The organism is Bacteroidota bacterium, from assembly GCA_016711505.1.
Classification (GTDB): domain Bacteria; phylum Bacteroidota; class Bacteroidia; order AKYH767-A; family 2013-40CM-41-45; genus JADKIH01.
In genome coordinates this window covers 720531-734468 of sequence record JADJSV010000001.1, presented here as the reverse complement: position 1 = coordinate 734468, position 13938 = coordinate 720531, and the positions used below count along the sequence as shown (strand labels likewise).

At 37.7% G+C, this 13938-nt stretch carries 8 protein-coding genes and 2 pseudogenes; 5 read left to right on the top strand and 5 right to left on the bottom strand.

What is annotated here, in order from left to right; translation table 11 throughout:
- Window positions 1-7: 7 nt before the first annotated feature.
- Window positions 8-1717 (bottom strand): DUF349 domain-containing protein, encoded by a 1710-nt coding sequence (locus IPL24_03145; protein MBK8362690.1) that lies wholly within the window; start codon window positions 1715-1717, stop codon window positions 8-10.
- 356 nt (window positions 1718-2073) lie between these two features.
- On the opposite strand from IPL24_03145, the gene IPL24_03140 reads away from it, so the two are divergent.
- From IPL24_03140 to IPL24_03125, 4 genes are all read left to right on the top strand, one after another.
- Entirely contained in the window at window positions 2074-2337 is a 264-nt protein-coding gene (locus IPL24_03140; protein MBK8362689.1) for a type B 50S ribosomal protein L31, read from the top strand.
- Between the two features lie 107 nt (window positions 2338-2444).
- Window positions 2445-3629, top strand: a complete 1185-nt coding sequence (locus IPL24_03135) for a GlmU family protein (GenBank protein ID MBK8362688.1) — start codon at window positions 2445-2447, stop codon at window positions 3627-3629.
- Window positions 3630-3634: 5 nt separating this feature from the next.
- Window positions 3635-4201: a hypothetical protein gene (locus IPL24_03130; protein MBK8362687.1), complete on the top strand. Its 567-nt coding sequence runs from the start codon at window positions 3635-3637 to the stop codon at window positions 4199-4201.
- Window positions 4202-4244: 43 nt separating this feature from the next.
- Window positions 4245-5792 carry a methylmalonyl-CoA mutase family protein gene (locus tag IPL24_03125; GenBank protein ID MBK8362686.1) on the top strand — a complete coding sequence of 516 codons (1548 nt, stop codon included), beginning with the start codon at window positions 4245-4247 and terminating at the stop codon, window positions 5790-5792.
- A 400-nt stretch (window positions 5793-6192) separates the two neighbouring features.
- Here the strand turns inward: IPL24_03125 and pruA are convergent.
- The 4 genes and pseudogenes from pruA to IPL24_03105 all read right to left on the bottom strand — a co-directional run bounded on the left by pruA (window position 6193) and on the right by IPL24_03105 (window position 12686).
- A pseudogene (pruA, locus tag IPL24_03120) lies at window positions 6193-7827 on the bottom strand (L-glutamate gamma-semialdehyde dehydrogenase).
- Window positions 7828-7862: 35 nt separating this feature from the next.
- Window positions 7863-8903, bottom strand: coding sequence for an acyltransferase (locus tag IPL24_03115; protein MBK8362685.1), 1041 nt, complete (start codon window positions 8901-8903; stop codon window positions 7863-7865).
- 13 nt (window positions 8904-8916) lie between these two features.
- Complete coding sequence (locus tag IPL24_03110; GenBank protein ID MBK8362684.1) at window positions 8917-9414, bottom strand: response regulator; 498 nt, start codon at window positions 9412-9414, stop codon at window positions 8917-8919.
- 62 nt (window positions 9415-9476) lie between these two features.
- Window positions 9477-12686, bottom strand: a complete 3210-nt coding sequence (locus tag IPL24_03105; protein MBK8362683.1) for a UvrD-helicase domain-containing protein — start codon at window positions 12684-12686, stop codon at window positions 9477-9479.
- A gap of 140 nt (window positions 12687-12826) precedes the next feature.
- Here IPL24_03105 and IPL24_03100 point away from each other — a divergent pair.
- Window positions 12827-13922, top strand: a pseudogene (locus tag IPL24_03100) (hypothetical protein).
- Window positions 13923-13938 lie beyond the last annotated feature (16 nt).

Genomic DNA, 13938 nt, shown 5'->3' with positions numbered 1-13938 from the left:
GGCTTTTCTACTTAGCCGGTACCTCATTAAACATCTTCAACTTCTTCTTCAGCATTTCCATTTCTTCGCGGGCGCGGGAAAGGTTGCTTTCAACTTCTGCAAGCAGGCCGCCCATGTTTTTGGAATTGCGGAAAAAGCCTAAGTTGTTTTCGTATTGATTTATAGTTTGCTGAAGTTTGTTGATCTTCTCTTTTATAATGCTTTGTTCTTTACGAAGCATTGTTCCTGAATCTTCACTGTTGGAAAGTGAATCGACACTATTTTTAAATTTCAGTAAATGTCTTTGAGAAGATTCAAGTTTTAATTTGTCGTATTTACTGTCGAGCATGTTCTTGAACTTTTCCCAGATCCTTTGTTTCTCTTTGAATGGAACAAATGAAATAGCTTTCCATTCTTCAGAGAAGGAGCGAAGGGTTGCAAGATCTTCTTCTGTATTTCCCGTTGGCTCAAATGCTTCAACTTTTTTTACAAGATCTTCTTTTAGTTGAAGATTTTTTAATTGTTCGTTATCTCTTTCAGAAAACTTCTCTCTTTTTGCAGTAAAGAATTTATCGCAAGCCTCACGGAAACGTTTCCACAGTTTATTTTCTTCCCACTGTTCAACATGTCCGGCAGTTTTCCATTCCTGTTGCAGGTTTAAGATCTCTTTAGTTGCTTCTTCAAATGATTCGTGGACTGTGGTTGCAATTTTTTCTGCTTTTTCAATTATGGCAGTCTTCTTATCACGGCCTTCTTTCTGAACTTTTTTAATTCCGGCGAAGTAATCACGTTTTTTATTGTAGAACGTATTCATTGCTGCCCGGAGATCTTCCCAGACTTTTTCGTTTTCTACCTTCGGACCGAAACCGATCTTTTTCCATTCTTCTAAAATACCATTCAGCGTTTCAGTCATTGTTTGCCATTGCTTTCCATTTTCGAAGGTCTCAGCAGCAATTCCTTTGGCACGCTCAAGCAATTTTCTTTTTGCTTCAATGTGTACTTCTTCGTCTTTCTGACGTTCCTGATAAAATGCACGGACTTTCTGATAGACTTGTCCAATGAGTTCTCTGTATTTTGTACGAAGAGGTTCAATTGTTTCCGGTGGAGTAGGTCCAAGCTCTGACCATTCCATTCTGTAAAGAGCGATCATTCGTTCAATACCCCGGATAGATTCCATTGGAAGTAAAGATTCAATTTTAGTAAGTAACTGAGTTCTTTGTTCAAGATTTCTTTTGAAATCAAGTTCACGCAGATCCTTACTCAATTTCATATTGTAATAGAAATTGTGTGAATGACGGTGATAGATACTTTGAAGATTTTTATATTCTTTAGAGCTTACATTTCCGATCTCATTCCATTTCGTCTGTAATTCTTTAAAGGCATGAAAAGCTTTTCCGATATTGGCTTCTTCGGCGATGAGCTTTTCTATATTGGCTACAATTTCTTCTTTTGCTTTTAATTTGCTTGAAGTTTCACTCTGCAGAACTTTCTTTTGTTTCTGATCGCGGTCAGAAAAAATAACCAGCAGTTCATTGAACCTTGTATCCAGCGGATCTTTCTTAGGTTCAAAGTCGTCGCTGTTACCGCCGTCTTCTAAAAATTTTTGTAATTGATCTTGCGTAACCGTTTCACACGCTTTCAGATAATCGTTTTTGATTTCATTAGCGCGTGTGATTGTGTCGTCTGATGCGTCTTCCTTCAAAAGCTCTTCGAGCTTGAGGATAAGTTCTTCCTTCATAATAAATGTACAGTGATTGTTTGCGTTCTTTTTTTCGCGATTGAATTGATTGATTCTTGCCGGTTACTGGGAAATACAATGTTAAAGGAAATTTCAGACCCGATGATCCGGATGAATTTCATTAAACCCGACATTCCATTTTCAAATAAGAGTTCAAGATAAAACGGGAATGGCAGAATGTCAAGAATATTCGTCTTTTTAATGATAATTTCTTGTAAATTTGACCTTTCAGTGGAATTGTCCTGTTTTAAGGTCAGTTTTATTCGAAAATGCAAGAAATTGAGCTAAAAAAGTAGTAAAATGATTTGCATAAACAATAAAAAAGCTTATTTTTGCACCCTCAATTTTGATTAATCATGAAGAAAGACATTCATCCAAAGAACTATAGATTAGTTGTTTTCAAGGACACCTCTTGCGACTACTCATTCATAACACGTTCAACTATCGAAACCAAAGAAACCGTTAAATGGACGGATGGTAACGAATATCCACTTGTAAAATTGGAGATCAGTCACATGTCGCATCCATTCTATACCGGTAAGATGAAACTTATCGATACAGCGGGTCGTGTGGATAAATTCCGTACTCGTTATGCTAAAAAGAAAGAAGTAACTAAATAAGTATTCCTTCTTTATACAAATATTTAATAAAAAGGCTTCTTGTTTATACAGGAAGCCTTTTTTTATTATCCACAAATCTTATTTTTGAACTCTAATTTCACAACCCGATGAATATTATTTTATTCGACGATAAAACAAGGAGCACATTGCTTCCGTTAACTTATACCAGACCTATTGCTGATATCAGGATTGGGATTTTGAAGATCAGTGAGAAATGGGAAAAGCGTTGTTCTGCTAAATGTTCTTTTCTGACTGATCCTTACCTGCAGGATATGTTTCCAATTGAAGTTTCAGACCACAATTATTTCATTAACGGTTCACTTTTACCAACTGAAGAATTGATCGCAGAAATAAAATCGTTAAAGATAGGAGAAGGATTAATTCAGGATCATCTCATCATTGCAGTTAGAACTTCCTCCAATGAGAAGGTTACAGAAATTGCACAAGTAGTATTTGAACAACCAAAAACAGTACTGACAAAATTTGAGAGATTAGTATTCTCCTGGGATGTGTTTTCACAGAATGAAAAAGAGTTAAAAGCAGATTTTGAATTGCTGACAAAAGGAAGAAAATCTCAGGCGATAAGTGTTACGAATCGTGTATTGAAACCGGAAAATATTTTTCTTGAAGAAGGTGCCATTGTTGAATGTGCAAATCTGAACGCTTCAGCCGGTTATATTTATGTTGGAAAGGATGCCGAGATCATGGAAGGTGCAATGATCCGCGGACCGTTCGCAATTTGTGAGCATTCAGCTGTGAAAATGGGCGCAAAGATCTATGGAGCGACTACAGTTGGTCCGCATTGTAAAGTAGCAGGAGAGATCAGTAATTCTGTCATCTTTGGTTATTCAAATAAAGCTCACGACGGATTTTTAGGAAATTCAGTTTTAGGAGAATGGTGTAATCTTGGAGCGGATACGAATAATTCGAATCTGAAAAATAATTATTCTAAAGTAAAAGTTTGGAACTACGAAAACCACGATTATATCAATACGGGTTTGCAGTTCTGCGGACTGATCATGGGTGATCACTCAAAATGTTCGATCAATACAATGTTCAATACAGGAACAGTTGTTGGTGTAAGTGCAAATATTTTCGGAAATGGTTTTCCGCCGAAATTCGTTCCATCATTTTCATGGGGTGGCTCGGAAGGATTTACTTCTTACAGACTGGAAGATGCAATTGAGGTTGCAAGCAGAGTGTATGAGAGAAGACATTTGGAATTCGGAAAAAAAGAACAAAGTTTACTTCGTCATCTGTTTGACGATACAACTAAATATCGTGCCTGGTAATTAAAATGGAAACTACAAAAACTATGACTGATGTTTTGCTTTATTTTATTCCCGCAGTACTTGTACTGATGGGAATGTTTCTTGTATCAAAACGTGCATTGGATTCTCAAAGCAGTCTGACAAGAAAATTCATTGAAAAGGATGTTCAGATGCGGATGATGGAAGATAAGACTGCTAAGCAGAAAGAATCGCTTCCTCTGAAACTTCAGGCCTATGAAAGGCTGGTACTTTTTCTTGAACGGATCGGACCGAATTCTGTTTTGGTAAGAGTTCATCGTGGTGGTATGTCTGCGCAGCAATTGCAGGCTGATCTTGTTTCAACAATTCGCGCTGAATTCGAACATAACTTATCACAGCAGATCTATGTTTCTGAAAATGCATGGGACGAAGTGAAAAATGCTAAGGAAGATATGATCCGCATTGTGAATAATGCCTTTAATCATGTTGGTGGAAATGCAACAGGAATTCAGATGAGTTCAAATGTTTTCGAACAAGTACTGAAACTTGAAAATCTACCTACACAAAAAGCAATTGATTTTCTGAAAACAGAAGCAAAGCGACTCATCAATTGATTGAAGTTGTTGATTGATTTAATGAATGCAAAAATAAAATTAAGTGTCAGAGAAAAAGATCGTTACCGAAAGTGGAATTGAAATAAAGCAGGTTTATACTGAGCATGCAGGAATAAAAGATCTTCCCGGAGAATTTCCTTTCACAAGAGGGGTACAACCGGATATGTATCGTTCCAAATTATGGACAATGCGTCAGTATGCAGGTTTCAGTACTGCTGAAGAATCGAACAAGCGGTATCACTATTTACTCGGACAAGGTACTACAGGATTATCCGTTGCTTTTGATCTTCCGACACAGATCGGTTACGATTCTGATCATGATCTTTCTGATGGAGAAGTTGGCAAAGCCGGAGTAGCAATTGATTCTTTGAAAGACATTGAGATTTTGTTTGACGGAATCAAACTCGAAACTATCAGTACTTCGATGACGATCAATTCGACAGCATCGATTTTACTTGCCTTTTACATTGCCCTTGCAAGAAAGCAAGGCGCTGATCTGACAAAAATTTCCGGAACAATTCAGAATGATATTTTAAAAGAATACGCAGCAAGAGGAACGTATATTTATCCTCCGAAACCTTCGATGCGAATCATCACAGATATTTTTGAATACTGTTCGAAGGAAGTTCCAAAATGGAATACCATTTCAATTTCAGGTTATCACATTCGTGAAGCAGGTTCAACTGCAGTACAGGAATTGGCATTTACATTAGCAAATGGTAAAGCATATGTGAAAGCAGCTATCGAAAAAGGATTAGATATTGATGTATTCGGAAAACGATTGTCGTTTTTCTTCAATGCTCACAATAATGTTTTTCAGGAAGTAGCAAAGTTCAGAGCCGCACGAAGAATGTGGGCAAAGATCATGAAAGATCTCGGTGCAAAAGATGCGCGTTCGATGATGTTGCGTTTCCATACTCAAACAGGCGGGTCTACATTAACGGCACAACAGCCGATGAATAACATCATGCGTGTTACTTTGCAAGCACTATCTGCTGTGTTAGGTGGAACTCAATCACTACATACAAATGGTTACGATGAAGCGATCAGTCTTCCTACAGAAGAAGCAGCAAGAATTGCTTTACGTACGCAACAAGTGATAGCCTATGAAAGTGGAGTAGTTGATACAGTTGATCCATTGGCAGGTTCTTATTTCATCGAATCGATGACTGATGAAATGGAAGCAAAGGCCTGGGATTACATCAATAAGATCGATGCCATGGGTGGATCGGTTGATGCCATTGAAGCGCAGTACATTCAGAATGAAATTGCGCGTGCGTCATATGAGTATCAGCAATCGATCGAACAAAATACAAGGATCATCATCGGTGTGAATCAATTCACAATGGAAGAGCCGCCATTCGATAAAGTCTTTTCAATTGATGATTCAATCAGACAATTGCAAATTGATAAGCTAAAAAAATTGCGTGCAGAAAGAGATGAAGTGAAAGTTCAGGCTTGTCTGAAGACCGTTTCCGAAACTGCGAAAGGTACAGGTAATTTAATGCCACCGATCATTGATGCAGTTGAGAACTACGCTACGCTTGGGGAAATTGCTGATGCGATGAGGAAAGTATTCGGGGAGTTTTAAATTAATTATTTTCTCCGTCTACAATTAGAAACACGTCTTCATTATCTTTCTTCATAAGATATTAATGAACTTTTTCTTTTTTAACTGTCTTCAGTTTTTGGCTGTAAGTCTAAGTGGTGATAAAGTCATTCCGGTCAAAAAAACTTAACCATATCAGAAAGCCAAAAAAAGTCAGGAAGTAACGGTTGTTTACGTATGGCCAGATCTTTTGTAGAATTGGGTATTTGGGGGCTTTCATGACTATGAAGGTAAGGGAAAGTTACTGTATTTTCAATTTAGTAATTAAAGGGTTAGTAACAGGGGTTTGTTCATTATCAAGTTCAATGTTCAAAGTTGACTTCAAGGTGCCTACGAAGCCAACTTTGAACTTTGAACATTGAACATTGAACTTTGAACTCATTTAAATTTCCGGATTCAAAAACGGATATCTGTAATCCTTCGCCGGATCAAAAGTCTCCTTTAATTGTACGCGGTGTAACCCAACGAAGCAGGTTATAAGCTGAACCGGCTTTATCATTAGTACCACTGGCACGACCACCACCGAAAGGTTGCTGGCCGACTACTGCGCCTGTACATTTATCGTTGATATAGAAATTTCCGGCTGCATTGACGAGCTTTTTCATGGCTTTGTCGACAGCATATCTGTCCTGGGAAAAGACTGCACCTGTTAAAGCATAAGTTCCGGTTTTGTCTACTGTATCTAAAACTTCATCAAACTTATTATCATCGTAAACATAGATCGTAAGTACCGGTCCGAATAATTCTTCACACATAGTGACATAGAACGGATCTTTTACTTCCAGAACAGTTGGATGAATGTACCAGCCTTTTGATTTATCATAAGTTCCACCGACAACTACATTTACATCAGGATTCTTTTTAGCATCGTCGATATACTTAGCAAGTTTATCGAATGATTTTTCATCGATCACTGCAGTGAAGAAATTTCCAAGATCTTCTGTCGGTCCGACTTTGAATGAATTCACATCACGGATCAAACCTTCTTTCACTTTCGGCCACAAACTTTTCGGAATGTATGCACGTGAAGCAGCAGAACATTTTTGTCCCTGATATTCGAAGGCACCACGTGTCAATCCAGTAATTAAAGCATCAACATCAGCAGATGGATGTCCGAGGATGAAATCTTTTCCACCTGTTTCACCAACAATACGCGGATATCTTTTGTACTTATGAATATTGTTTCCAATCGTTTTCCCGATATCCTGCAAGACAGCAGTAGAACCTGTAAAATCTATTCCTGCAAATTCAGGATGATTGAAGATCACTTCACCGGCATCCGGTCCGGAAACGTAAACAAGATTGATCACTCCCGGAGGAACTCCGGCTTCCATAAATACTTCCATCAGAATACTGGCAGCAAGGATCTGCGTATTTGCAGGTTTCCATACAACTGTATTTCCCATCATCGCTGCAGAAGACGGAAGATTTCCACTGATAGCAGTAAAGTTGAATGGAGTCAGCGCGAATACAAAACCTTCGAGCGGACGTTGTTCAAGTCTGTTGTAAACACCCTTTGAAGAGATCGGTTGTTGAGTATAGATCTCACGCATGTATTGCACATTGAAGCGAAGGAAGTCGATCATTTCACATGCAGCATCGATCTCAGCCTGATAAATACTTTTGCTTTGTCCGACCATCGTTGCAGCATTTATCAATGCACGGTATGGTCCTGCTAACAATTCAGCAGCTTTTAAAAAGATACTTGCACGGTGCTCCCAGTCCATTGCTGCCCAATTTCCTCTTGCTGCAAGAGCAGCTTTGATCGCAGCTTCAACGTGTGATTTATTTCCGACGTGATAATTTCCAACTACTGCCTGGTGATCGTGGGGCGGGCGGATCTGTCCTTGCTTTTCGGAGCGGACAGCCTTACCATCTATATACATTGGAATGTCGCGAACTTCGCTGCGCATTTTTTCAATGCAGCTTTGATTGAAGCACGTTCCGGACTTCCCGGAGCATAGTTTAAAACAGGTTCGTTAATAGCTACTGGGACTTGATAAATACCGTTTGACATACTTTTTTAAAATTTTGACTGCAAAGGTAGCGATTTTATTGTCCTTTTTGACCCGTAAAGTACTTTTTACCAACTTGAATACAAGGCTTTTCAATGATATAATAGGTTGTTGCTGAAAGTATTATAGTTGTCAAAAAAATGATTGTCAGTGCAAAAGGGAAACTTATTTCCGGGTTGAATTGAGATAAAATTGCAATGAGAATAAAATGTATCAGGTAAAAACTGTAGCTTATTTTTCCCTGGAAAATCAAAAATTTATTGTTAAGCAAATTCTGAAATCCGGTTGAAGAAATTACTGCAATCAGCAAAATTGCCAGACCCCAGCTTTTGAAATGAATCATAAATGCATCCAAATTTTGTGGACCGATCGGTAAAAAAGCATCGAGGTTAATAATCGTCAAACTCAAAAAAAGCAGAAAACCGTGTCCCAAAAAGTTAATCTTTTTCCATCCGGATATCAATTTTTCTTTTTGAGTTGAGATTATACAACCCAGACTGAAATCGAAAATGAAATTGTCAATTGGAAGTAGTTTTACGGCAGCAATAATTATCACTATCAGAAACAAAGAATTTTTCCTTGAAATCCATGCAAGGAATGGTAATGCAAGCGAGATCAGAATTTCTATCGACAGCGTCCAGTCATGTGGAAGCAATCGTAAAGCAGGATCGTTTGGAATCCGGAAGATCAGAATTGCTTGTTTGAACAAGTCATATAGATCAGGAGATTTTTTCCAGTACTCAGAAAGCCAGTTGTGATTTTGTGAACTGATCAGAGGAAAAAGAAAAAAGGTAATCAGAAGAACGACTAAAAATACCGGATAAATTCGCAGAATTCTTTTGCAAATAAAATTGAAATAGGAGAGTGGTGTCAGTTTAATTTTACTGACCGATTCTGTCAGGACGAAACCGCTAAGAATAAAGAAGTACAATACTGCTGCTTCTGAGTCCCACAAAAAATCGAATGAAGAAGAAAAGTGATCCGGTAAAAATGTCTTGATCGTGTGCGCTAATAAGACTACAAATGCAGCTAAACCGCGGCTACTATCCAGAAAATTATATCTGTGATTTTCGGACAAATTGTATTTGTCGTTAAGACATTTTAGAAACGATGAAAGCTATGATCATTGCAACAACAAGAGCAACTAAAATTCCGTTGAAGAATTTCTGAGTGCCCAGATTCTTTTTTAGTTCAACATGTCCTAAAATGTTGTTGAATAAAATTTCCAGACGATGAAAGGCACTTTCATTCTTTACAATATAATCGTATGCGCCATACTTCATAGTGTTTGCAGCCACCTCAGCTTTTTCTTGTCCTGATAAAAAGATCACAGGCACCAGCGGATATTTTTCCTTAAGTTTTTTCAGAACCTGAAGTCCGTTCATCGCCATTGCATCTGAAGAATCAAGATGGTAATCAAGAACAATAAGATTCGGTTCTATGACAATTGTATTGAGAGCTTCTTCACCTGTTGCAAATGTTTTGACATGTGAATGAGCATATTTTCCTGTAAAGAAATCGTTCAACATTTCTCTCATCTGAGGATCGTCGTCGATCAATATTATCTGTAGTGGGCGGTTGGTGTACATAGTGCTTAAATACTGCTCAAACGTAAGTTATAATCATGGAAATAGCAAATTCTGAGATAAACCTAAACATTGACAACAGTTCGGTTCGTGAGATAAACCAACTTGGACGAAACCGGCTGATAGCCCATTTTTCTCAGAATGTCGGCATATTGAGTCACTTGATTTTCATGTTTTTTGTGCGGCTGTCCACTCTTAAAATCAATTACGATGGCTTCATTTTCTTTAATAATGACCCGGTCGGGACGAAGAACTTCACCTGAAGGCAAGATGATTTCTTTCTCTGCCTTCACTTGAAATTGATCGGAGAATAATTCTGCAATCTCGCTGCTTTTTAATATGTCGTTCACTTCATCAAGTAAGGTTGATTTTTGATTTTCAGTAATCAGTCCGTCGAAAACAAATTTTTCTGCCAGGTGCTTGAATTCTGTTGTATCTTTTACTTCCGCTAGAATGGCATGAATAAGTATTCCATAATTTACTTTAGACATATCTTTCTTTTCTATCATTTCAATGAGATCATTGCCATGTGAAGAGAGAGAAAGTTTGTCTTGCCAACGATTAGACGGATAAATTTTTAATTCATTTGATGAAGTTTCAGATTCAGAAGGTTTTCTTTCCGGTTTTATGAAATTTTCGCCTTGAATAAAAGATTCAATTTGATTCGGATCTAACTGATGACAAGTCCGGCTGATCAGTTTTGAAACACTTGTCAACTCTTTCTGATTGTCTTTTGGACAATAAATAAACAGTTTGTCTTCTGCTCTGGTAAAAGCGACATAAAGCATATTCAGATTGTCAATTGCAGTCTGGTTGACTTCTTCGTAATAATTTTCTGAGTAATGAGTCAGTTCAAGAGTTTTCGTTGACGATAATGCTGTTTTACCAAGTTCATCGAAAGGTTGCTGATCGGTCTGAAGCCAGATCAATTCATTTGCTTTCGGCGTAAGTTTCCAGTCGCAAAATGGCATGAACACAATTGGAAACTGCAAACCTTTTGACCTGTGAATGGTCATTATCTGAATGGCATCTTCATTCTGTGGAGTGATAACAGAAGCGTTCCGGACTTTCTTGCTCGAATCCCACCATTTGATAAATCCTTCAAGTGAGCTATCGAATCCCGTATTATATTCAAGAACGAGATCCTGAAACCGCTGAATGAAAGCGTCAGGATTTTTATTGAGTCCAAAGATCTTTACAAGTTGTTCGCTGATCTCGTAAATCGGAAGGTTGGCTAAGTAAGTGAGGTGTGCTGTAAAACTTTCAGGCAGTATTGAATTGAAGTTCGACTCTTTCAGACTTTCAGGTGGGAAGAGAGTAGTGTTGTGTTTACCTGTCTTACCATTATATTTGAAATTTTTATGATCGGAGAAATAAGTGTGTTTGTCGAAACTCAGATTTGCAATATTCATTGCATAATAATAAAGGACTTCTGCTCTGGCAATGGCATTTTTCTGGTCAGCAAGAAAGCGGAGTGTATTCACTACAAAATTTATTCGAGGAGAACTTGTGATCAGCAATGAATCAGGACTGATGATCTTATCGATTTCATTTGCCAGAAGAAAAGTTGCGATCTCACTTCCTTCTGTATTTTTTCTAACCAGAATAGCAATGTCTCTATAGGAAAATCCTTTGAGAAGTTGTTGTCGTATTTCTGTTAGAAGATTTTTCAGAGCAACATCTTTCCATTTTAATTCTTCTTCATTATCCTCTTCGTTTTCTGCTGATTCAAGATAATTGATTTGAACATATCCACTTTCATTATTTTTTGGTGCAACTTTTTGTTCAAGGTCGCTACCATATGCAAGCGCAAGAACAGGATGATCATTCATGTTCAATTGAACGTTCGCAATTTCTGTCGCATTCAGAAAAAACTGATTGTTGAAATGAACGATCTCATATTTGCTACGATAGTTCATATCGAGAACATTTCTCTCGAAAATACTTTTAAAATTGTTAAGGTCTGTAAAAATGTCGCGGATCAGTAAATTCATATTGCCACCACGCCAGCGGTAGATGGATTGCTTCGCGTCACCTACAATCAGTGTCATGAACCCGCTACCAAGAGCATTCATCACAAGCGGGAGGAGGTTTTTCCATTGTAAAAGTCCGGTATCCTGGAATTCATCGATAAGCAGATGCTTGAACCGGTTTCCCGTTTTTTCATAGATAAAAGGTGTGTCATTTCCTTCTATCATATCACCCAACAACTTTGTTGTATCAGAAAGCAGGATGACATTATTTTCTTTTCTGTACTCACGGAATTTGTCCTGAAGATCGTTTACAAGTCCGAAGAGATAGATCTTTTTTAAAACTTCGTTTGCAGTAATATATTCTTTGTATTCATTTTCAACGATTGTTGCAGCTTTCTGCAATAGTGGGTGCAGACTTGAAATGACAAGATCGTCGATTGATTTTTTAAATTCACTTTTCTTGGAAGTCCAACCTGAAGGGTCTTGTAATCCTTTTTCTATCCGTGGAGTAACCAGAAATGAAGCGGCGTTTTTTGGATTAGCAATTTTTGAAAAATATCCGGCCACACCTGCTTCTTTGTAAGAGAAATCGTCTAATGAAAATCCGGCACCTGAAATAATATTTAAACCTTCTTCTCCGATCTTTTTTAATTTCGAAGTAAAAGTTCGTCGGATGTTACTTAGATCTTTGTAAATTCGTTTGATGTCATCTCTCGAAAGAATTTTTTTATTGTGATGATCTTCTTTGAATAATTCACCGGCTACCAATGCAATATCATTTTCAATATTCCAGCCTTTATCTTCACTCATTTTTTGTAGGGCAAGATCAGTAAGCCATTCAGTAAGATCTTTATCAGAACCAACTTCTCTTAATATTGAATCGGTAACAGCCAGAATTGCATCATCAGCGCTCACTTCAACTTCCATTTTCAAAGGCAGATGAATTTCTCTTGCAAGCGCGCGAAGAATTCTCTGAAAAAAACTATCGATTGTGCTGACTGAAAAAGAAGAGTAGTCGTGGAGAATATTCTTTAACGATTTTTCTGCACGCACGCGAATATTTATACCGGGAAGATCCTCTTCGAGCATTGTGAGCAAAAAGCTTTTATTTCCGGAAGAAAGTTCAACCAGCGCTTCAACAATACGGCTTTTCATTTCTTCAGCAGCCTTGTTGGTGAAGGTAATAGCAAGTATCGAGCGATAATCTTCCGGATGGGCAAGTACCAGTTTGAGGTATTCCTTTACCAAAGTGAAGGTTTTTCCGGAGCCGGCTGATGACTTAAAGATCTTTAAAGCATTCATTGGTGAAAGATAAAGAATTAAGAGGGTAAAATGAGGGCCAAAATGAACTTTTTATTAAGGAATTTGTTATTCAGGATACTCGATGAAAGTGTTGCTTTTGATAAAAGCATTTATCTACCTTTGATGTGAGGAAAGAAACTATGTTAGGACACAGATTCAGTAAATTTTTACCGGGCGACGAAAATCAGGATCCATTCGAAAGATTGTTTGGATTGTTTATGCAATTGTTGAATTATACCAGTGGCGATGTTTATGAAGCATTGAATTGGTTGAATGAAATTGACAGAGAGCATAAACTGACTGATGACAATTACACAATGGCTGACTTCATCAATGACCTTAAAAGTAAAGGATATATAAAGGAAGAAGGTGGTGAGGGAAATTATATCATCACACCGAAAACAGAACAGACTATTCGTAAAAATGCTTTGGAAGAAGTGTTTGGGAAATTGAAGAAAGCCGGACCGGGAAATCACAGGACGAAATTTATGGGGAATGGCGATGAGATGACCAGTGATCATCGTGAGTATCGCTTTGGTGATACTGCTGATCAGATCTCAATGACCGATTCAATTCGTAACGCACAGATCAATCATGGTGTTTCTGATTTTCATATTATGGAAGGTGATCTGGAAGTGAATGAAAAAGAATTCAAGACTCAGACATCGACTGTATTAATGATTGACATTTCACATTCGATGATCTTGTATGGTGAAGACAGAATCACTCCTGCAAAAAAAGTAGCAATGGCTTTGGCTGAATTAATTCGTACCAGATATCCGAAAGACACTCTGGATGTGATTGTATTTGGTGATGAAGCCTGGCAGATAGAAGTGAAGGATTTGCCTTATCTTCAGGTTGGACCATATCATACGAACACAGTTGCCGGACTTGGAATTAGGAATGAATATTTTAAGAAGAAGAAAGAATCCCAATAAGCAGATCTTCATGATCACAGATGGAAAACCGTCTGCAATGAAAGAAGGTGCGAATCTTTATAAAAATAGTTTCGGGCTTGACAGAAAGATCGTGAACAAATGTCTGAATCTGGCTTCAGCTTGCAGGAAATTAAAAATTCCTATTACAACATTTATGGTTGCAGAAGATGAATATCTGCGGGCATTTATCAGAGAATTCAGTGAAGCGAATGGCGGCAAAGCATTTTATTCATCCTTGAAAGGATTAGGAGAATTTGTTTTGGAAGATTTCGAAAAGAACAGAAGAAAAAGAGTTTGAGTTAAATAGTTATCAA

What these genes read in the sequence shown, in the direction of transcription:
- IPL24_03145 (MBK8362690.1), bottom strand. Translation starts at nt 1,717, where the DNA reads ATGAAGGAAGAACTTATCCTCAAGCTCGAAGAGCTTTTGAAGGAAGAC.
- IPL24_03140 (MBK8362689.1), top strand. Translation starts at nt 2,074, where the DNA reads ATGAAGAAAGACATTCATCCAAAGAACTATAGATTAGTTGTTTTCAAG.
- IPL24_03135 (MBK8362688.1), top strand. Translation starts at nt 2,445, where the DNA reads ATGAATATTATTTTATTCGACGATAAAACAAGGAGCACATTGCTTCCG.
- IPL24_03130 (MBK8362687.1), top strand. Translation starts at nt 3,635, where the DNA reads ATGGAAACTACAAAAACTATGACTGATGTTTTGCTTTATTTTATTCCC.
- IPL24_03110 (MBK8362684.1), bottom strand. Translation starts at nt 9,414, where the DNA reads ATGTACACCAACCGCCCACTACAGATAATATTGATCGACGACGATCCT.
- IPL24_03105 (MBK8362683.1), bottom strand. Translation starts at nt 12,686, where the DNA reads ATGAATGCTTTAAAGATCTTTAAGTCATCAGCCGGCTCCGGAAAAACC.